The sequence below is a fragment of the Clostridioides sp. ZZV14-6345 genome (genome assembly GCF_020657775.1).
GTDB lineage: Bacteria > Bacillota > Clostridia > Peptostreptococcales > Peptostreptococcaceae > Clostridioides > Clostridioides difficile_D.
Genome location: NZ_JAGWCX010000016.1, coordinates 44,478 through 65,224 on the forward strand (window position 1 = coordinate 44,478; position 20,747 = coordinate 65,224).

21 protein-coding genes, 2 pseudogenes and 1 other annotated feature are annotated in these 20,747 nt (G+C 27.0%); all 23 genes and pseudogenes read right to left on the reverse strand.

What is annotated here, in order from left to right:
• Positions 1-5 precede the first annotated feature (5 nt).
• A complete protein-coding gene (locus KGF39_RS06175; RefSeq protein WP_054272918.1) occupies positions 6-947 on the reverse strand; it encodes a D-2-hydroxyacid dehydrogenase in 942 nt (313 codons plus the stop codon).
• A 238-nt stretch (positions 948-1,185) separates the two neighbouring features.
• A complete protein-coding gene (locus KGF39_RS06180) occupies positions 1,186-2,262 on the reverse strand; it encodes a pyridoxal-phosphate-dependent aminotransferase family protein (RefSeq protein ID WP_227821606.1) in 1,077 nt (358 codons plus the stop codon).
• 372 nt (positions 2,263-2,634) lie between these two features.
• Entirely contained in the window at positions 2,635-3,150 is a 516-nt protein-coding gene (locus KGF39_RS06185; RefSeq protein WP_003437086.1) for a PaaI family thioesterase, read from the reverse strand.
• Between the two features lie 362 nt (positions 3,151-3,512).
• Positions 3,513-4,583 (reverse strand): 3-isopropylmalate dehydrogenase, encoded by a 1,071-nt coding sequence (gene leuB / locus KGF39_RS06190; protein WP_227821607.1) that lies wholly within the window; start codon positions 4,581-4,583, stop codon positions 3,513-3,515.
• A gap of 6 nt (positions 4,584-4,589) precedes the next feature.
• Positions 4,590-5,081 (reverse strand): 3-isopropylmalate dehydratase small subunit, encoded by a 492-nt coding sequence (gene leuD / locus KGF39_RS06195; RefSeq protein ID WP_227821608.1) that lies wholly within the window; start codon positions 5,079-5,081, stop codon positions 4,590-4,592.
• Positions 5,082-5,095: 14 nt separating this feature from the next.
• A pseudogene (locus KGF39_RS06200) lies at positions 5,096-5,812 on the reverse strand (aconitase family protein); the annotation flags it as partial.
• A gap of 111 nt (positions 5,813-5,923) precedes the next feature.
• A pseudogene (locus KGF39_RS20195) lies at positions 5,924-6,115 on the reverse strand (zinc ribbon domain-containing protein); the annotation flags it as partial.
• A gap of 267 nt (positions 6,116-6,382) precedes the next feature.
• Positions 6,383-6,630 (reverse strand) — a binding site (T-box leader).
• A 147-nt stretch (positions 6,631-6,777) separates the two neighbouring features.
• The gene (locus KGF39_RS06210) at positions 6,778-7,224 is read right to left on the reverse strand and encodes a hypothetical protein (RefSeq protein WP_054272911.1); all 447 of its coding nucleotides are present in this window, start codon (positions 7,222-7,224) and stop codon (positions 6,778-6,780) included.
• Positions 7,225-7,244: 20 nt separating this feature from the next.
• The gene (locus KGF39_RS06215) at positions 7,245-7,964 is read right to left on the reverse strand and encodes a phosphatase (RefSeq protein ID WP_054272910.1); all 720 of its coding nucleotides are present in this window, start codon (positions 7,962-7,964) and stop codon (positions 7,245-7,247) included.
• Between the two features lie 117 nt (positions 7,965-8,081).
• Positions 8,082-9,356: a S1 RNA-binding domain-containing protein gene (locus KGF39_RS06220; RefSeq protein ID WP_227821610.1), complete on the reverse strand. Its 1,275-nt coding sequence runs from the start codon at positions 9,354-9,356 to the stop codon at positions 8,082-8,084.
• Positions 9,357-9,555: 199 nt separating this feature from the next.
• Complete coding sequence (locus KGF39_RS06225) at positions 9,556-10,923, reverse strand: MATE family efflux transporter (protein ID WP_227821611.1); 1,368 nt, start codon at positions 10,921-10,923, stop codon at positions 9,556-9,558.
• A gap of 254 nt (positions 10,924-11,177) precedes the next feature.
• Positions 11,178-11,615, reverse strand: a complete 438-nt coding sequence (locus KGF39_RS06230; protein ID WP_107594310.1) for a small multi-drug export protein — start codon at positions 11,613-11,615, stop codon at positions 11,178-11,180.
• A 33-nt stretch (positions 11,616-11,648) separates the two neighbouring features.
• Positions 11,649-12,275, reverse strand: a complete 627-nt coding sequence (locus KGF39_RS06235; protein WP_227821612.1) for an HAD family hydrolase — start codon at positions 12,273-12,275, stop codon at positions 11,649-11,651.
• Positions 12,276-12,296: 21 nt separating this feature from the next.
• Positions 12,297-13,184 carry a decaprenyl-phosphate phosphoribosyltransferase gene (locus KGF39_RS06240; protein WP_227821613.1) on the reverse strand — a complete coding sequence of 296 codons (888 nt, stop codon included), beginning with the start codon at positions 13,182-13,184 and terminating at the stop codon, positions 12,297-12,299.
• Positions 13,185-13,212: 28 nt separating this feature from the next.
• On the reverse strand, positions 13,213-14,433 hold the full coding sequence (locus KGF39_RS06245; protein WP_227821614.1) for a DUF6080 domain-containing protein: 1,221 nt from the start codon (positions 14,431-14,433) through the stop codon (positions 13,213-13,215).
• Positions 14,434-14,856: 423 nt separating this feature from the next.
• The gene (locus KGF39_RS06250) at positions 14,857-15,438 is read right to left on the reverse strand and encodes a peptidoglycan-binding domain-containing protein (protein ID WP_227821615.1); all 582 of its coding nucleotides are present in this window, start codon (positions 15,436-15,438) and stop codon (positions 14,857-14,859) included.
• 26 nt (positions 15,439-15,464) lie between these two features.
• Complete coding sequence (locus tag KGF39_RS06255) at positions 15,465-16,613, reverse strand: M56 family metallopeptidase (RefSeq protein ID WP_306800919.1); 1,149 nt, start codon at positions 16,611-16,613, stop codon at positions 15,465-15,467.
• Positions 16,600-16,974, reverse strand: coding sequence for a BlaI/MecI/CopY family transcriptional regulator (locus KGF39_RS06260; RefSeq protein WP_227821616.1), 375 nt, complete (start codon positions 16,972-16,974; stop codon positions 16,600-16,602). The genes KGF39_RS06255 and KGF39_RS06260 overlap by 14 nt, the downstream gene beginning before the upstream one ends.
• A 249-nt stretch (positions 16,975-17,223) precedes the next feature.
• Positions 17,224-18,369 carry a M56 family metallopeptidase gene (locus KGF39_RS06265; RefSeq protein ID WP_227821617.1) on the reverse strand — a complete coding sequence of 382 codons (1,146 nt, stop codon included), beginning with the start codon at positions 18,367-18,369 and terminating at the stop codon, positions 17,224-17,226.
• 233 nt (positions 18,370-18,602) lie between these two features.
• Entirely contained in the window at positions 18,603-18,740 is a 138-nt protein-coding gene (locus KGF39_RS06270; protein WP_227821618.1) for a hypothetical protein, read from the reverse strand.
• A 506-nt stretch (positions 18,741-19,246) separates the two neighbouring features.
• A complete protein-coding gene (locus KGF39_RS06275) occupies positions 19,247-19,798 on the reverse strand; it encodes a 4Fe-4S dicluster domain-containing protein (RefSeq protein ID WP_227821619.1) in 552 nt (183 codons plus the stop codon).
• A gap of 161 nt (positions 19,799-19,959) precedes the next feature.
• Entirely contained in the window at positions 19,960-20,343 is a 384-nt protein-coding gene (locus KGF39_RS06280; RefSeq protein WP_227821620.1) for a BlaI/MecI/CopY family transcriptional regulator, read from the reverse strand.
• Positions 20,344-20,417: 74 nt separating this feature from the next.
• The coding region (locus tag KGF39_RS06285) for a BlaI/MecI/CopY family transcriptional regulator (protein WP_227821621.1) at positions 20,418-20,747 on the reverse strand (330 nt) is incomplete at its 5' end.

Consider the following 20,747-nt stretch of genomic DNA (forward strand, 5'->3'; position numbering starts at 1 on the left):
ATATTTTATAATGCTACCCCTATTAGATTGTTGAAGTCAAGAAAGAAATCTTGAATCACAGTTACTATTTCTTCTCCTATTCTTTCTTGAGCTTCTACTGTAGATGCCCCAATATGAGGTGTAGGAGAAACTCTTGGATGATTTACTAAGTCTAGATTTAAAGTAGGTTCTTGTTCATAAACATCTATAGCTGCTGCTGATAATTTACCTTCATCTAATGCTTTTAGTAAATCTTTTTCATCAACTAAACCACCTCTTGCACAGTTTATTAAATAAGCCCCCTTCTTCATCTTATTTATTTCTTTTTCAGTTATTACTGCCCCCTTATTCTTATCAAATGGTATGTGTAAAGATAAGAAATCTGCCTTTTCTAAAACTTCTTCCATATCACAGAATCTATAATTGTTAAAGCCTTGTGCTTCACCCATTATGTCAGTATATATAACATCCATACCTAATAATTCTGCTCTCTTTGCAACTTCTTTTGCAATTCTTCCAAAACCTATAAGTCCAAGTGTCTTTCCATTAATTTCTGTACCTTTGTATTTTTTCTTTTCCCATTTTCCATCTCTCATAGTTACATTGGCAGTATTTATGAATCTTGCAAGAACAAATAATTGACCTATTGTAAGCTCTGCAACAGATATACTACTTGCATTTGGAGTATTCATAACTTTTATACCTTTAGCTTGAGCATATTTAACATCTATGTTATCTAGTCCTACTCCACCTCTTACTATCAACTTCAACTTTTTGCCCTCTAATGCTTTATCTATTACATCCTTAGTAACTTTAGTAGCTGAACGTACTACAAGTACATCAACATCTTTAAGTTTGTCTCCTAAAACATCTTTTTCATAAAATTGCTCTATCACATTAAAATTTAACTCTCTCAATTTTCTCGCTGCTTCTTTCTCTATTCCATCAGTAATTAATATATTATACATAGCAAACTCCTCCAATTTTTATTCACTTAATTTTCCCAATTTTTATTTTTTAAAGTATTTTCATCAATAAAACACTTTGTTTAATTCAACTTTCTGTTTATATAATTTTCAAAATATTTTTTATTAAAATCATATCAAATTTTCTTATTGTTTGTTAAAAATTTAATATGTAATTTTTATAAAATATAGTTAATTATATATTATAAATTTTTCTTAAAATATACATATTTTTATAATATTATTTATTAAAACCTAATATATCATCAATATTATCTAATAATTCTTGTACATCTTCGACAGTATAGTCACCCATATGTGAAATTCTAAAAGTTTTTTCTTTTAAATCTCCGTAGCCATTTGCTATTTGGAATCCTCGTTCTTGTAATTTGGAATTTAAATTTGATACACTAATACCTTGAGTATTTTCTATAACAGTAAGTGTATTGGATAAGTGATTTTCATTGGTAAAAATTTGGAAGTGTTTTTTAGCCCAGTTTCTAACTAAGTTTGCCATGTCTTCATGTCTGTTGAACCTGTTATCTAGGCCTTCATCTAATATATTATCTAATTGGAAATCTAAAGCGAACATGTGAGAAAGAGATGGTGTTGAAGGGTATTGGTAGTTTTTCTTGATTAAGTATTCATACATTGCTAACAAATCAAGATATACTCCTCTAAAAGGTACTTGCTTAGCTCTATCGATTGCTTTTTGAGAAAATGTGCAAATAGACATTCCTGGTGGTAATCCCAGTGCTTTTTGTACTGATGTTATACAAATATCTATTCCAATCTTATCAACCTCGACTTTTATTCCACCGGCTGAACTTACAGTGTCTACACAGTAGACCACATCTTTATACTTTTTAACAACTTCTCCAATTTCTTCTATTGGATTTCTTATTCCAGTTGAAGTTTCATTGTGAGTTACAGTTATCAAATCGTATTCTCCGGTAGAAAGCACCTTATCAACCATTTCTGGTGTTGTTGCCTCTCCTAATTCAACTTTAAATATATCCGCTGGGACATTATTAGCCACTGCCATTTTGTACCATCTATCACCAAAGGATCCACAGGAAAATACTGCTGCCTTTTTGGATGTACAGGAACGAATGGAGCCTTCCATTAAACCAGTTCCGGATGACGTGGATAAAAGTATCGTGTTGTTTGTATAGAATAGTTTTTGCATTTTTTCACTTATACTCTTTTGAAGTATAGATGCATCTTTTCCTCTATGTCCTATCATTGATGTAGCCATCTTTTGCAAGACTTCTTCTTTAACATCAATAGGACCAGGAATAAATAATTTCTTACTCATTATAATTCCCCCCTTTTTAGTTTGTAATATGGATAGCGTTTTTACTGTCCTTATTTTTAATAACTATAATATCAAGCTGAATTAACTATGTCAACACATAATTTATTTTTTATATATAATTTATTTTATATATTTTATGAAAACATTCATTTTATACCTTTTCATAAGTTTGAATATTACGAATTTATTCTTCAAAAAAAATATGCTTTTTACCTATATAAATTTATTTTTTTAGCATGTAAATTTAACGCTATTACGATAAATCTTTTTAGTATAACCAATTTATTTTTATCTTGTATTTTTATTGTATTTTTTAATTTTAAGTTTTTAAAATATAAAATTTATGTTTTAAAATATAAAATTTTTATTTAATCAAAGTTCAATATATTCCACTTTTTCTTTCGATTCTTCAAAAAACCATTCTTCATTAGAAAAATCACCTTCTGCAATTTGCCCAATAGGCATTTTCATGTACTTTCCAGTTGCTGTTACTGCTATATCTCCATTTGGTAGAATTATTTCACCTGTACCTTCAAATAATTTTCTGTTTTCTTTAGTTATTCTTCCAACAACTTTTATAGTGGCATCTGTTGGTACTGGTTTCTTATATTTCAATTCTAATGATACTGTCACTCCCCATATTTGGTCATCATTTATACTTACAGCTCTTCCAATAGTCTCATCTAATATTGCAGCAGACATACCTCCATGAACTCTCCCAGGATAACTTTGATGCCAATCCTTTGTATTACAAATTGATACAAGTTCCCCATTTTCAAGTTCATAAAAATCTGCTTTAAGTCCTAACTCATTTTGTGTTCCACAAACTAAACAAGATTTGCTACTATTTTGCTTCTTCAAAACTTTATACTTTGCCAAAAAATCCATCTCCTAACCGACATTAGTAGTCGCTTAATATTAAATAATTCTAAAATATATTATATAATATTAATAAAATCACTGCAAACTTCTAATAATAAAAATAGGCTACTTCAATATGATAAGTTTAATTTAAAGTATTATTTTCCAAAAAATAACTTTATCAAAATAGAAACTCAAAGTAGATATAAGCCTCTTTTTCGTTATTAAAATAGTAAAAATATATTTTACTTAATATAAAAAAGAGCGTCTCATTAACTAATAAAGTTTATTTTGAGACACCCCTCATAAAACAAATTATATTACAATAGATTTTTACTAATTCTACAAGTTATATATTTAAATTATATTATTCAAATTAAACTATAATTCTAAATTTCATTTACTATTAATTCGCCCATTTCTCTTGTTCCTACAACATTTCCCACACCATTATAGATATCAATAGTTCTATAACCTTTATTGAGTACACTTTGTACAGCATCTTCAATACACTTAGCTTCTTCTTCTAAGTTAAAACTATGTCTTAACATCATGCTTACAGATAGAATAGTTGCAATTGGATTTACAATATCTTTTCCAGCTATATCAGGCGCACTTCCATGTATTGGTTCATATATACCAAAACTATCTTCTCTAAGTGATGCTGATGGTAACATACCTATAGAACCCGTAATCATAGATGCTTCATCAGATATTATATCTCCAAATATATTATTAGTCACTATTACATCAAATTGGCTAGGGTCTTTTACAACTTGCATAGCAGCATTATCAACATACATATGTGACAGTTCTACATCTTCAAACTCTTTAGCTAAGTCTTCCATTATACTTCTCCAAAGTCTTGAACTCTCAAGCACATTTGCCTTATCTACACTTATAAGTTTTTTATTTCTATTTCTGGCTATTTCAAAAGCTCTCTTACCAATTCTTCTTATTTCATTTTCGTTATATATTTCTACATCATAAGCATTTTCGATACCATCAATGATTTTTCTTCCACGTTCTCCAAAATAAATGCCCCCTGTTAATTCTCTTACAACAACAAAATCAATGCCTTTCTCAACTATATCCGTTCTAAGTGGTGAAGCTTCTTTTATACTTTCATACATTGTAGCTGGTCTTAAATTTGCAAATAAACCCAATGACTCTCTTAATTTTAAAAGACCAGACTCTGGTCTTTTATCTCCCTTACATTTATCCCACTTTGGTCCTCCAACAGCACCAAGCAATACAGCTTCGTTTTTTCGACAAGTTTCAACAGTTTTATTAGGTAGAGGTTCTCCAGTTTCATCAATCGCGCATCCTCCAGCTAATACATATTCACAATCGAATCTATGATTAAATTTACAACAAATTTTATTTAGAACCTTTATACCTTCATCTATAATTTCCGGTCCAACACCATCACCTTTTATGACTGCTATATTACAATTCATACTCCACTACCCCCTATTTGCTTTTATTGAGTTAATTAAGCCTTCATTTAATATAATATTTTGCATAAACTTAGGAAATGGTTCTGCTTTATATTCTTTTCCTTTTGTTATATTTTTTATCACACCTGTAGAAAAATCTACTTCTATATTATCCCCTTCATCTATGTTATTGGCAGCTTCTTCACATTCAAGTATAGGAAGCCCTATATTTATAGAGTTTCTAAAAAATATTCTAACAAAAGTAGAAGCAATCACACAGGATACTCCACTTTCTTTTATTACAATTGGTGCATGTTCTCTTGATGAACCACAACCAAAGTTTTTAGTTGCAACTATAATATCTCCTTTTTTTACCTTAGAGATAAATTTATCATCAATATCCTCCATACAATGCGTTGCTAGTTCTTTATAATCAGCTATATTTAAATATCTAGCTGGTATTATTACATCTGTATCTATATTGTCACCGAATTTAAAAACACTTCCATTGGCAATCATAAATTTTACCTCCCTTAAATTATTTCTGATGGTTTTGATATTTTTCCAGTTATAGCTGATGATGCTGCTACAGCTGGGCTTGCAAGATACACCTCTGAATCAACATGCCCCATTCTTCCTACGAAATTCCTATTTGTTGTTGAAATGGATTTTTCTCCTGCTGCAAGTATACCCATATGTCCCCCTAGACATGGACCACAAGTTGGTGTAGAAACTGCTGCTCCTGCCTCTATAAAAGTGGTAATATACCCTTTTTCTATAGCTTCAAGATATACTTTTTGAGTTCCAGGAAATATCATAACTCTAACTCCATCTGCTACTTTTTTGCCTTTCATTATCTCAGCTACTACTTCAAGGTCTGATATTCTTCCATTTGTACAAGAACCTATTACAACTTGGTCTATCTTTATATCCTTATCTATCTCATCTACTGTTCTAGTATTTTCAGGAAGATGAGGAAAGGCTACTGTTTCTTTTAGTTCGGCTAAATCTATTTCGTATACTTCATCATAGACTGCATCTTCATCTGCTTCATATATATTTACATCTTTTGTTATAGTTGAACACTTATGTGAATTTATATATTCCATAGTCTTATCGTCTACTGGAAAAATTCCATTTTTTGCTCCTGCTTCTATTGCCATATTACAAATAGTAAATCTATCATCCATAGATAAGTATTCTACTCCATCTCCACAAAATTCCATTGACTTATAAAGTGCACCCTGAACCTCCCATGACTAAAGTCACAGGGTTCCTGCTTCATAGAATTTTGCATACTAAAATATGTCTTACTAATTCTCCACAGGCTATCCCCATAGTTCCTACGGTTCTTACATAAGTTATTTATTTTGAATTGTTATTAGTCTTAATCCTTCTTTTAGTATATTTATACTTGCATTTATATCTCTATCGTGAGTTTCATTACAACTAGGACAAATCCATTCTCTTATATTTAAGTTCTTCACTTCCTCGTTTTTGTACCCACATTTATTGCATATTTGTGAACTTGCAAAGAATTTACCTACCTTTACACTCATAGGTGTTGGTAGTGATTGATTTCCATCTCTTAAATCGACACTACACCAAATTGGAGCCTTAAATATTTCATTGTCTGGCCATTTACGATTTGCTATTTGCATTTTACCATATCTTTTATACTTCCCATATTTCATGTTATTTCCCCCTTTTTATTTTTTGTATCCAGTATACCTTATATTGGCGCAATCCTACCTTATTTAATTCATAAGAATAAATGTCAATTTTATCATTAGAATAAAAATAACCTCATCTCTAATAAAATTAGAGACGAGGTTTTGCTCGCGGTACCACTCTATTTAGCTTTCTAAAAAGCTCCCTTAGTAATAGCCAATATAAATAATTATGATGACTATATTTCCTATAACGTGGAATTACTCCGATTATCCTAAGACTTAAATCTTAGGAAACAGCTCCTAGACAAGTTCAGAACTATCAACTACTAAATCACACCATACTTTAGCTCTCTGAAAGTTTCATTGTTCTTACTACTTCTATTCATCACTTTTTTAATCGTTTAAATTTTCTAAATATTCTGATTTAATAGTTATTAAATACACATTGAAATGTATTGTCAACACAAAAAATAATTATATTTATTTTTGATTTTTGATAAGCAATTTTATAAAACATGCTAACTATTGAAAATAGTATGATATTATGCCTTAAACTTTTTCATCTTTTCATCTAGGATATTTAATAATTTTTTTTCATCTTCCAAACTCAATGCACTTAATCTAATTTTATAATTAGAATCATCAGTATATATGTTTAATATTTTTTTTGCTACTTCTATTTTTTCTATTATTTTATAATTAAACTTTTGATTATGTTTCGATTTTATACTGAATATACATTGATTGTTTATTAATATTGAATGATTATCGAGAGTAAGGTATACTTTTCCCTCATATTTATTTGAAAAATCACGACCTTGTTTAAAAAGAAAAACTGCTGTTATTATACATAAAAGATACAAAATTGTCGTTGAATATATAAAAATTGTGGCTAAAATTATAAGTGCTAAGACCATATATATAGCCATTCCTTTTTTAAAATAACCATTGTCATAATAATTCATATAGATAAACTTGTTTTTACTCAAAATTTTTCACTCCCACGATTCTAAAAATTCACATCAAAAAACTCTATAATTTCATCTTCATGATAATTTATGACTAATTCATCTGGAAAATCTACTGATTCTAAAACTTTCTCTGCATTTTCAAATTCTCCTATAGAATAACATATATGAGAGTCAGTACCAAGAATTACTCTTACACCATACATTTTACATAATGTTAGCATATGACTTGCATTTTCCCAAGTTCCAGTCCTATGAGAGTTTGAACTTAATGATGAATTATTTATTTCTAAAAGGATATTTTTATCTTTAGCTTTCTTTACTATAGGTTCATAATCTAAAGGATACCTACTATCATCTGGGTGTCCAATTATCTTTACCTTGTGTTTATCCATCACATTTAAAATAGCATTTGTATTTTCTTCTTTTGTACCAGAAGCTATACAAGGTCTATGCAGGCTTGCAATTATATAGTCCAAGTGTTGCAACATATCTTCTTGAACATCCAAATTCCCATTATAATCCATTATATTACCTTCTATACCCCTAAGAATCTTTACATCTTCTACTTTACGTGGAAGTAAATGTAGATTATAAAAATAAAATGGATGTGGCCCTCCAGGCATATTAGGTCCATGGTCTGATATTCCTAGATATTTTATATTTTTCTTAATTGCTTCTTCAACATTTTCTTTGAAAGTACTATGTGCATGTCCACTTATTAGAGTGTGACAATGTACATCCATAATAGACTTTTTCATTAAATTTCCTCCTAATATCTTATATAAGTTTTTGAAAATAGCTAAAGGGCTATTTCAAAACTAAAGCTGTCATAATAGACAGAGTAACGTTTTAAAACAGCCCCATTTTTAATTGTTTTACACTTCTAAATCTTTAAATTTATCTTTAAATAACTCTCCAATACTTCCTAAAAATTCTTCTACTTCTAAGTATTCTGTTATATCTTCTTCTGGCTCTCTAGTTGCCTCTTTTATTGAAACTAACATTCTTTTAGTCTTTGGTTTAAAATCAAGAATTTTAACTTTAACTTCATCTCCAATATTCACAATATTAGTAACTTTAGCCACTCTAGTATCACTCAATTCAGATATTGGTAAATACGCGTCTACACCTTCTTTAATTTGAACAAAAGCTCCTTTTTCTATTATTCTAAGAACTTTAGCATTAACAACATCATCAACTTTTACTTCTTTTGCTATTAAGTCCCAAGGGTCATTATTTATGTCTTTTAATGCCAATGCAACTTTTTTAGTCTCTTCATTTACATCTAACACATAAACTTCTACTTCTTGCCCCTCTGAAACAACATCTTCAACACTTTCAACTCTTGTCCAAGCTAAATTATTTATATGTGCTAATCCTTCAATCCCACCAATATCCACAAATGCACCATAAGACATTATTTTTGTCACTTTACCATCTCTTTTTTGTCCAACTTCAAGAGAGTTAAATAATTCTTCTTTAGCTGCTTTAATACGAGCTTTTTCTTCTTCTCTTTCTTGCTTAATTCTTGCTCTTTCAGCTTCTTTTTCTGCTTTAATTTGAGCTCTTCTTTCTTCTCTCTCTTTATTTATACGCTCTTGTAATACATCTCTATGAGATGCTACAAGTCTATTTTTTCTAATATCCAATTCTTTTATATAAACTTCTAAGTTAAGACCAACAAATTTAGATGTGTCTGTAACAAACTTTGTATTAAGTTGAGATATTGGTATAAAAAATGTATATGTATTATAATTAGCAAATACACCTTTATCTATATTTTTTTCAACATTTACAGTTATTATTCTATGTTCATCATAAGCCTTTTGTAATTCAGCAAAATCATTTCTTTTATCAAGTTGTAATTTAGATAAAGTTATTATCCCATCTTTTTGAGATACTTTTGTTATTACAACAGTTATTTCATCACCTATGTGGTATAAATCTTCTATATATTGATTTTTTTCTATGTTCAATTCACTTATAGGTATTATTCCATCAAACCCATAGTCTAATCCTAATTGTATTTCATCATTTCTCACTGCAGTTATTTTTCCAGTTGTCAATTCTCCAACTTTCACTTTGCTGAATACTTGCTCTTGCTGGTCAAGTAATTCTTGCATTGTTAAATCATTTTCCATTATAAACATCCTTTCCTCTTATTGATTATCATATCTGTAAATATTATACCATTAATATTGCAAATACTTACATTTTTCTTACTATAATTTTAAAAATAAATTCTACTTTATATCTTTATACATTATAGAAAATATCTTATTAAATTAAAATACAAATTCTAATTTTTATCTAATAAAATATTTTCATAAAAAATTTATATTGTATATCTTATTCTTCTATTGTTTTAGGTTTTGATAGAAAACATTTATAAAATATAAAGAAAGAAATTGCTGTTATAGTGGCTGCTGTTATATCCGCAACTGGCTCTGCTAAAAGCACTGCAAAAAGTTTTTCATTAAAAAATGGTGGAAGTATAAATATTAGTGGTATTAAAAGTACAATCTTTCTAAGAAGAGCTAAAATTAAAGATATTTTTGCTTTTCCAAGTGCTAAAAATGTCTGTTGACAGGCTAGTTGAATACCAAACATAAAAGCACCAGCAAAATATATTTTTATACTCCAACTAGTCATACTAAGCAACTGTGGATTCTTATTAAATATACCAACAAAAAATGCAGGAAATATCATTAATAAAATCCACAAAATCGTAGAATATGTAAAGCATGATAATAGACATAACTTAAATGTCTTCTTTACTCTATCAAGTTGACCTGAACCATAATTGTAACTTATTATTGGTTGTGCTCCTTGTGTAAACCCCATATTAGGAAGCATAAGAATTTGCATTATACTGCTCATTATAGCCATTGAACCTACTGCTAAATCTCCTCCATACATTTGTAATTTACTATTTAAGGCTATAAGTACTAGACTTTCTGTAGATTGCATTATAAATGGAGATATTCCCAAGCCCAGCACAGGTAAGATGATACTTGCTTTGGGTATCATATACTTCTTTTTTATCTTAAGTATACTTTTCTTTCCAAAAAGAAACATAAGTACCCAAATAGCAGAAACACCTTGTGCAATTATAGTAGCTAATGCAGCTCCTTTTACGCCCATATTAAAGCCAAATATAAAAATCGGGTCAAGTACTATGTTTATCAAAGCACCTATAGCAACTGTCATCATCCCAGTTGTAGCAAACCCTTGGGTATTTATAAAAGTATTCATACCCATTGAAATCTGAACAAACACTGTACCTATTAGATAAATATTTAAATAATCCATTGAATATCCAATGGTAGATTCACTTGCTCCAAATATCCAAAGCAAAGGCTCTTTTCCAATCTGAAAACCTATAGTCAAAAGTATTGCTAAAATCACTAGTACAGAAAAACTATTACTCATTATTTTCTCTGCATCATCATTGTTCTGCTCACCCATTTTTATAGCAGCTAACGGTCCTCCTCCCATACCAATTAAATAACTACATGCAGTTATTATAATTATTATTGGAAATGCCACTCCGACACCTGCCATAGCAACTTCTCCACTTTCCATTCTACCAATAAAAATCCTATCAACTATGTTGTATAAAACATTTACAATTTGTGCGATAATAGCTGGTGTAGCAAGTTTAAATAATAATTTACCCACACTTTCATTGCCTAAGTTAGTGTTTGTATTTCCCATCTTAAAACCTCCTTAATCTGTTAATTAAAATTTATCATGATTAAAATCTTATTCTATATAAAAAATTTATTTTATTAATAGCTAAAGTTATAATATTTTCCTCATAAGTAATACTATACTATATTTCATTTGCCATAGTAAACATTTTAGAACTAAATGAATTTAAATACTTTTTCTAATTCTTTTATATAGTTTTAAAAATTTTTTTACATGTACTCATAAAAAAACTATCCAAGTATATTACTTAGATAGTTTTATATTATATGTAGAGAAAGGGCTGAAACTATAACTCCAGATAGCAAATTACCAAGAAATACTCCTATAAAAGCATCTTTTATTCTCATTTTTAATATGGAAGCTATAGCAGATGCAGTCCATGTTCCTGTAGTTGGAAGAGGTATCCCTACAAATAGTATTATACCTACTATTGAAACACTTTTTAATTTCTTCATTCTTGAGTTTATTTTTCTATCAACTATATCAGCAATCCCTTTAAATAGTTTTTTACCTCTTAGAAATTGCAATATGTGCCTAAATGTCAATATCAAGGGAATCGATACCAAGGTAGAACCAATTACACTAAATACATAAACCCATATAGGATTTAATCCCATTGCAATACCTATAGGAATGGCTCCCCTTAATTCTGTTACAGGAACCATAGATAAAATTAATATGTGTAAATATCCCAAACTATTCCCTCCTATTCTAAGCGACTTAAGTTATTAATTTATTTGTTCTATAACCTCACCATTCTTTCTACTAACCAAAAACGCATTTTTAGTTAATGAAAGCATTGGTAAATCACTCTTAGAGTCTGAATATGCATATGAATTTTCATAATCAATTTCTATTCCAAGTTTATCTAATAAAGCCTTTATTCTCTGTACTTTTTCAATTCCTTTACAATTTTCTCCAACGAATTGATTTTTGTATCTTGAATTTTCATAAAACAACTCAGTTCCTATGACTTCATCTGCAAAACCATAGTACTTAAAGTATTTCATATACGCATATGGAGATGCAGTTATCATAATTACAACATTATGCTCTTCTTTATTTTTGTAGATAACCTTTTTCATATACTCATTAATTTTTTTCATTATACAGTCATCAAAAAATCTCTTTAAATCTTCTTCACTAAAATCTACTATTGGATAAAAGATTGCCTCTTTTGCCTTTTTCAACGGTATTATTCTAATCAAATACATAAATAGATTAAAAATAATGTATGGCAACTTTATAACAGTTTTAAAAGTTTTATTTTTTAAAGAGTAAATAAAAAAATCTATCATGCTGTCAGTATTTATAACAGTATAATCTACATCGAGTAATAATACACTTTTTTTCATAAGTATTTCCCCATCCTATCACTAAAAAATCAATATTATTAAACATGTAATTATCCACAAGATTACATTTATTTTTAAAGCATTGTCTTTTAGAACAATATCAGTAGGGTTACCTTCATTTATTGTGTTGATTATATAATTATATCTAAGTACACCATAAACTACAAATATTGTTGTAAATATCATATGTGGCTTTTCTGGATTACTTGTAGAATACAATGCATAACAGACAATTGTAGAACTTAACATAACCACCATCATTTGATTTAAATTTTCTACATCATAATCTCCTAGTATTTTTCTATGTTCAATTGCATCGTCTCTTAAGGTTACTATTTCTTTTTTACGTTTTCCAAAAGCTAAATACAAAGATAAGAAAAATGTACATAATATTATCCAATTCGACAAACTAACATTTATGGCTACACACCCTGCATAAACCCTGAGTATAAATCCAAGAGATATGGAAAACACATCTAATAGTATTATATTCTTTAGTTTAAGAGAATATAATATATTGTTTATCAAATAAAGACTAAGAATTATAGAAAGATTAAAATTAACAACTGTTGATAAACAGATTGAGATTAATGCTAATACTACAAATAGTATATTAGCACCTTTTTTACTTATTCTTCCACTTGCCACCGGTCTATTACATTTTTTAGGATGTTTCTTATCTTTGTCCATATCTATGGCATCATTTAACGCATATACTGATGATGACATTAGACAAAAACATACGAATGCAATAATCGTATTTAACAATAGATTTATATTTAGTATGTTATTTGAAAAAATTATAGCTGAAAATACAAAGAAATTCTTTATATATTGCTTTATTCTCATGAGTTTTATATAATCTGAAATTTTAGTAAGAAGCCTTATATTTGTATTTGTCTGTTTCATAAACTTACTACCCTTTCAATATTATTTTTTAAGCAGGATATGATTTTATCCCTATGTTTAAAATTTCTATAAATCCATTTATATTACTGATTATTATAGTTACCAATAATAATGATAGAAATATATTGTACAGATTTTTTTCATTTTTTCTAAGTGCTTTAGTAAAGTAAGCTAATAAAACTATAACTGCAAAACTAAAATTTATAGTCATAATACTTGAATTGACTAGATTATATCCTACTATTCCATGTAAAACTAGATTAAATATAATTATTCCCATACATAGCTTAGGAACTCTTTTTTCTGAATTTTCAATAACTGATAAAACACAAAAACAAAATGCTAACAATGTAAGAATAACAGGTATTGTTGCAACTTCTCCATTTTGTAGAAATAACCCTTTTTTAAGCTCTGCACCAGGAAAATAAAAAACTGAATACAGAAATCTTTCTATAATCATTGCAATTTTTTCTAAGATTGGTTCTGCACTTATAAATTTCGTATCATACTGTATTACATTTCCGAGATTCATAAAACTCTCATAAGATTTCGTTGAAATTACGCATATATATAGCATTAAGAGAAATACAAATAAATGTTTTAACATCTTACCTATTTTTAATTTAAATTCAAATATCATGTTAAAAAAATACAAATATACGTTGCTAATAGTTATTCCAAACAAAGGAATAGCTACCCATTCTACCAAATAAGAATCTTTTCCTTTCATTTTATTTGCAATAAATATGAAAAATATTAATGTAAACTGACTATATATAAACCTCTCTACATTTAAAGTCATAAATAGTTGTGGGAAAGAAAATATCATTATCATGGTAAGTAAAATTAAAGTTAACCTCTGCATTTTTATCTTTTTAATATGATTAAAAACTAAAGTTATAGACATAGCACTAGTTATTATTTGTAGACAAATTAATCCAAACCCATAAACATTATTAAAATCTGCTGTTCCTGGATTTGCTATTGAAGTACACAGTAAGTATATTGGATATGCAAAAATTGATATAATCGCTGAAAATAATATGTGCTTGCTATTATCTTGAGTTGTAGCAAATACATTTAAATTGAACAAAACACCTGTATCTGTATCTAACAACACATCATAAGTATTGTTTAAATCATAAAATATAGTGGTTTTAGAAAAAAATATCTTAGTTATTACTAAGTAAGTTATTACAACTAATATAAATAAAATTATCTCATTTTTATATTTTAATATTCTACTCATCAATATGTCACCATCCATTCATTATATAGGATTTGCTGCCACCTACAATTTATTCCTTTAATTTTCATAGTTATCTTTATAATATCCTTACTTGTTTTATTGTAATTGAATAGTTCTTTATTTACAACCACAATATTTGCTTTAATTAATACTTTGATTAAATGGATACTATTTATATAGTATCTATTAATAAATTACAAAAATATAGCTTAAATGAATATCTCAGAATAAAATGATAATTTGACTAAATAAAAAACTTTTCTTAAAATCATCAATGGAGAAGTTTAATTGGTAAGAATTTGCTTTATAAAAACTATCAATTCTATATTATAACCATTCTCTTATTTTGTCTGTAATGCTGATATACTTATAAAAATAAAAAGACACTTCAAAGTTTAATGAAGCGCCTTCTATAATATATAATTACATGCCTAAAATATTTGCCATAACGTCGTAAGTATTATATCCTACAATACCATCTGAAGCTAAAGCATGTCCTCTTTGAAAATGTTTTACTGCATTATATGTATCGGGACCAAATGAACTATCTAATCCAAGGTCATAATTTAACTGACGTAACATTAATTGTACACAATGAACATTATTTCCTTGTGTAACATGACCATAACCAACAAGTGTACGAGTACTTATTGTATAATTTCTGTCCCCTGAGATAGTAATAGTAGCTTTATCTGGGTCATATCTTCCATAATATTTTGAGTATGTTGCGATACCTTCATCTCCTGAACTAAGAAAGCTCTTATCATCTGGAATAAATATTTCAGCATTTGGGTCAGGGTCCATATTTAATTCCTGACATTTTTGTTCATAGTATTCTTTAATTTTTTGTGGTGCAGTTTCATACTTAAATGTGTACCCAGAACTTTCAAAATAGATTACAGATGACTCATTTTTGCTTGTATTATCATCTTTTTGCTCTGCGAATGCTACACTTGTAAATGTAATCATTAAGCAACAGAAAAGTGTTAAAACTTTTTTTAACATAAAATCCCCCTAAAATAATTATATTTCTACTTAATAATTGAATTACTTTTAGTAGATACTTCTATTTTATCAGATTTTTGAGGAATTTTACCTAAAACTTTACAGCTTTTTTCATACATTTTTCGATATTTTTCTGGTGCAGTTTCGTATGTATAATCTATAGTTTCTGCAAATTCATATCCAAGGTGTCTAGTATTATTTTCAGATGGTGTGTTTTTATACATAGTTTGTAAGATATTAATTTCTAAAAAGGATGTGATTGTAATTATAAAGATTAATATTCCTAATATAATACCATTTTTCCTTTTACTATCTATAATACTTTTAAGTCTCTCTTCTAAATCTGATTTATTAAATTCTATTGTGAGCAGTTCTCTATCAGTAACACTTGAAAGCTCTATTGATTTAAGTAAAGTCATTCCATAAGCTTTCTTCTCTTTTAAAGAACAATTATTTATTACACTTTCATCACAACAAAGTTCACAATCCATAGCAATTTTTTTACTCATTATATAAACAAGTGGATTAAACCAATATAAACTTTTTGTAAGTACTACTAAAAACTTTGTTAATATATCTTTATTTTTAAAATGGATTAATTCGTGCTTCAAAATCCAATATATATTATCTATGTCATATGGTATAGTAGGTAAAAGGATATATGACTTAAATAACCCCATACCTGCTGGACTTTCTAATTCTTCTGTATATCTTAGAGTTATAGTTTTATTAATATTTAATTCGGATAATAAATTATAGTAAATGTTATTAATACTTTCATTTTCTACTTCAAAAGAAGTATCAATGATTAAATCTTTAAATTTTAAATATTTAGACAATACAAGGTATAAATATAGTGTCGTTCCAATTGACCAAATTAATAATATAAAAAAAGAAATACTTATTTCTTTTTTTATATTATTGTTGAAATTAGAAATATTATTAATTATAAAATATTTTTCAGGTGTATCTGTAAATAAATTTATTGAATAATTAAACATAAAAAATAACATTCTAAATATAATAATCAACCAGATATAATAGTTAAATTTTTTACTAAACCTTTTAAATAAAAACATCTTTAAAAATATTAATATAAAAATGATAATACTACTTATAATAGTTGTTTTTAACATATTGTAAACTAAATAGTTAACATAATTATTCATCTTCATCCTCTTTAAAAAGTTCTTTAAATGACTCAATTTTTTCTTTTGGTATGCTCTTATTATTGATTAATGAAGCAAAAAAACTTTTAATAGAATCGTTATGAATATTTTTACAGAATACCTTTGTTTCAAAATCTTTATATTCTCCTTCTCTAACAATAATTGTATAGTGAGTATATCTGTCTATTTTATTAGCTTTTAAAAAACCTTTTTTAACAAGTCTTGCTAAAAGTGTAAGTGTTGTTGTTTGTTTCCAACCATATTTTTGTTCCATTGCATAAATAACATCTTTGGATATTACTGTTTCACCTGTTTCCCATATAAATTTCATAATTTTCAATTCTGCTTCTGGTATTTTTTTTAGCATAGTATCTACCCCCTCTTTTACTTTAATACTACAAAACTAGAGTAAAAGAGTCAAATAAAAATTTCAGTCATAAAAATGAAATATGTGTCAAGGAATTTAATATAATTTTATGCTAAATTTATATTAAATTTTTTAATAAAATAAACGAAAGTCAAAATTGAAAAAATAAATATTCTATGATTTTTCTAAACAAAAAACAAAAGCACCTTTTTAGTTAAAAAGGCTTTTATTTTTAAATTTTTTGTACTTTTATTTAACTTTTATAAGACTTTTTTCGTCTTTAGTAGAGACTTCTATTATATCTGAATTCTGAGGAGTTTTACCTAGTTTTTTACAAGTTTTCTCGTACATTTTTCTATATTTTTCTGGAGCAGTTGCATATGTATAATCTAAAGTGTCTGTAAATTCAAAACCAAAATTATTAACATTAGCTTCATTTTCAGAGCTTATCTTTTTTTGTGTGGGTTCTAAAGCATTAACTTCTAAAAAAGAAGTACTTAAAATTATAAAGATTAATATTCCTAACATAATACCATTTTTACCTTTACTTTTTATAATATTTTCAAGCCTTACTTCTAAATTAGATTTATTAAATTCGGTTGCTAACAATCCTCTATCATTAAAGTTAGAAAGCTCTATTGAATGAAGTAAAGTCATACCATAAATTTTTTTCTCCTTTAAAGAACAGTTGCTCAAAACACTTTCATCACAACAAAGTTCACAATCCACATCAATTTTTTTGCTCATTATATAAACAAATGGATTAAACCAGTATAAGCTTCTTACAAATGCTACTAAAAACTTTATTAGTATATCTTTATTTTTAAAATGTGTTAATTCATGTTTTAGAATCCAATATATTTTATCTCTATCGTATGGTAAATCTAGTAACAATACATATGATTTAAATAAGCCCATACCAGCTGGACTTGATAGTTCTTCTGTATATCTTAATGTTATATTCTTTTTTACATTTAGTTCGATTAATAAATCTTCGTATATATTGTTTATGTATTCATCTTCTACTTCATAAGAGGTGTCAATAATTAAATTTTTAAATTTAATGTACTTAATTAATAGATAAGACCAAGAGGCGATAGCTCCAACTATCCAAATTAATAATATACAAAAAGAAACATCTATTCCTGGATTAATTTTAGTATTTAGATTAGTAATATTATCAATTAAAACATAATCTCTTGATACATCTTTAGTAAAGTTTACAGAATAACTTAAAAAGAATAATAACATTCTAAGTATAACAATTAACCAAATGTAATAGTTAAACTTCTTACTAAATATTTTAAATAAATTTGTTTTTAATAATAGCAGTAAACTGATAGAAATACTGCTTATAATTGTTGTTTTTAATAAACAATCAAATAAATAGTTCATACAATTACCATATCCCTCCTCAAAAATAATTTCTATTGTTTAATTTTATAATTTTATATATTTTAAAATCAACACGCGATAATATCAAAACAATCATATGCAAATATGTGAAAAAATACCTATAGTGTTTAAGATAATACCTTAAGAAGTATAGATATAAATGTATAAAATCATCTAAAAAAAATGCTATCATCTTTAAATAACTATTTTCTACTAATTGTTCTGAGCTTCATTTAGTTTTTTATTAAAATAGACAGAGCATCTGAAACAATCCCTAATTCTTTTGAATCTAAATTTTCCAAACCATTTATTATATCACTTTGCAAATGAGTTTTTGCATATTCAACAGAATCCTTAAGAATTATATCCACAGTTGTATCTAATGTATTTACAATTCTAATAAATGTTTTTAGACTAAGTACTTTCTTCTCTCACTCAATATTACTCAAATGATTGTATCATATATCAGTTTTCTCTTCTAATTCTTCTATTGTAATTCCTACTTCTTTTCTACTTTTTCTAATTCTATCTCTTAAATAACTTAAATTTAAATTTACAATCTTCTATTTTTTATACAATTCTTATTAATTAGTATACATTTTAAATTCTACATTTTTAACACCCTAATAGTTCTAAAATTATCTAATAGAATATATTTCTAAAAATATTCTAAGTTTATCAAATAAAATTTTGTAAATATATTTAAAAAAGGGTCTATTTCAAAATAAAATTATATTTTCCCCAAATAAAAAAGTGAATCTTGATAACAGAATTCACTTTTTTGTACAAAAATATCTTGTGATAAAAAAATTGCACATCAATATTATAACAACAATACAAAAACTAATAAAGATATTTCAAATATAATATAAATTAATTATACTGTAACACTATTAACTCCATCTTCTTCCCATTTTTTAATCTCTTTTAATCTATCAATTATCGGTAAATGTTGAGTACATTCAACTTCACATTTTCCACAAGATATACATTCTTTAGCTTTTACCTTACTATTCATTGTATAATTCCAATGCCCTAAACCGTAAACTAATTTTATCATTTCTTCATCACTCTTTTTAAACATCTGCTTTTCATTATAAAAAAGCATATAAGCTGGAGTATTAATACCTTTTGGACAGACTTTACAATACCCACATCCTGTACATATTTCGTTCATATTTTTATTTAATCTAGTTTCAATATCATGTATATCTTCATCTGAATAAATTATATTTTCATCTGCAATTTTACATGCATCATCTATATCTTGTTTTTTATTAAATCCTATCAAGGATACACTTACTTGTGGAATTCCTATATTGAATCTTAAAGCTGATTCTATAGTACTTTCACTATTTTTTGCTAGAAAAGAAAGTTCTTTATTATATTTTGGAATAGTTCCTAAATGACTTTTAGTATTTAAAACCATTGATTTTACAGTTTTTTCATTTTTTACTTTAATCTTATTGTCAGTTTGATGTCAGTAAAATATTTTATCCACAATTTTTATATAAGTTTTCCACAACTTATCCCCAATATTATCCACAAGAAAAAAAGGTAGCACTTATATTAGTAGCTACCTTTTACTTATTAATCTTCATCCTTCCAGCTTTTTATCCAATCTCCTATTTCCATTATTTTTTCTTCAGTTATTTCTTCTTTATCATGTAATTTTGTAATTAGTTCTGATAAAGGATTGTTATGTAAACCTCCAAAAATTCTTTTGCCTTCTAATTTAAGATATTCTTTTTCTTTTACTAATACTGTATAGTGTACATGTTTCCCAATTCTCTGTGATATTAAGAAACCTTTTTTGGTTAATCTAGCTAAGAGTGTAATTGTAGTTGTATGCTTCCAACCATATATTTTTTCTATTTCATCTGCAACATCTTTTGATATTACAGTTTTATAACCAGTGTTCCAGATATATTTCATAATTTTTAATTCTGCATCTGGTAATTTTTTATTTAGCATAATATATTCCTTCTTTCTATCAAACTTAAAATTATTTTTTGCCATATTTTTATATTTTTTATAAATCTTTTTAATTACTCTTCTATCGTTTCATTTCTTTTATGTATAGTTGTAAAAATTCGTATAAAGAATTTATTATATTCACTTATGTACATCTCTTCTTTTTTAATATTTAAATATTCTTTTTTAGTCGCCAGCACTTCATAACTAAAGTGAAAACCTAACCTCTTCTTTTTTAATATTCTCATTTTTACTAATCTTTTTAGAAGAATTTCTGTAGTACTTTTCCTCCACTTATACCTTTTGCTCATCTCCTCTATTATTTCTTTTTTGGATAGAACAGTCTTTTTCCTCCATAAATACTCCATTAGCATTAATTCGCCCCTACGTAGTTTGTCTATTAC

Coding starts and splice junctions, on each gene's coding strand:
- KGF39_RS06250 (WP_227821615.1), bottom strand. CDS start 15,438: ATGTTAAAAAAAGTTTTAACACTTTTCTGTTGCTTAATGATTACATTT.
- KGF39_RS06275 (WP_227821619.1), bottom strand. CDS start 19,798: ATGGTTTTAAATACTAAAAGTCATTTAGGAACTATTCCAAAATATAAT.
- leuD (WP_227821608.1), bottom strand. CDS start 5,081: ATGATTGCCAATGGAAGTGTTTTTAAATTCGGTGACAATATAGATACA.
- KGF39_RS06215 (WP_054272910.1), bottom strand. CDS start 7,964: ATGAAAAAGTCTATTATGGATGTACATTGTCACACTCTAATAAGTGGA.
- KGF39_RS06220 (WP_227821610.1), bottom strand. CDS start 9,356: ATGTTTATAATGGAAAATGATTTAACAATGCAAGAATTACTTGACCAG.
- KGF39_RS06245 (WP_227821614.1), bottom strand. CDS start 14,433: ATGAGTAGAATATTAAAATATAAAAATGAGATAATTTTATTTATATTA.
- KGF39_RS06255 (WP_306800919.1), bottom strand. CDS start 16,613: ATGAAGATGAATAATTATGTTAACTATTTAGTTTACAATATGTTAAAA.
- KGF39_RS06185 (WP_003437086.1), bottom strand. CDS start 3,150: ATGGATTTTTTGGCAAAGTATAAAGTTTTGAAGAAGCAAAATAGTAGC.
- KGF39_RS06175 (WP_054272918.1), bottom strand. CDS start 947: ATGTATAATATATTAATTACTGATGGAATAGAGAAAGAAGCAGCGAGA.
- KGF39_RS06265 (WP_227821617.1), bottom strand. CDS start 18,369: ATGAACTATTTATTTGATTGTTTATTAAAAACAACAATTATAAGCAGT.
- KGF39_RS06235 (WP_227821612.1), bottom strand. CDS start 12,275: ATGAAAAAAAGTGTATTATTACTCGATGTAGATTATACTGTTATAAAT.
- KGF39_RS06280 (WP_227821620.1), bottom strand. CDS start 20,343: ATGCTAAATAAAAAATTACCAGATGCAGAATTAAAAATTATGAAATAT.
- KGF39_RS06180 (WP_227821606.1), bottom strand. CDS start 2,262: ATGAGTAAGAAATTATTTATTCCTGGTCCTATTGATGTTAAAGAAGAA.
- KGF39_RS06260 (WP_227821616.1), bottom strand. CDS start 16,974: ATGCTAAAAAAAATACCAGAAGCAGAATTGAAAATTATGAAATTTATA.
- KGF39_RS06240 (WP_227821613.1), bottom strand. CDS start 13,184: ATGAAACAGACAAATACAAATATAAGGCTTCTTACTAAAATTTCAGAT.
- KGF39_RS06225 (WP_227821611.1), bottom strand. CDS start 10,923: ATGGGAAATACAAACACTAACTTAGGCAATGAAAGTGTGGGTAAATTA.
- leuB (WP_227821607.1), bottom strand. CDS start 4,583: ATGAATTGTAATATAGCAGTCATAAAAGGTGATGGTGTTGGACCGGAA.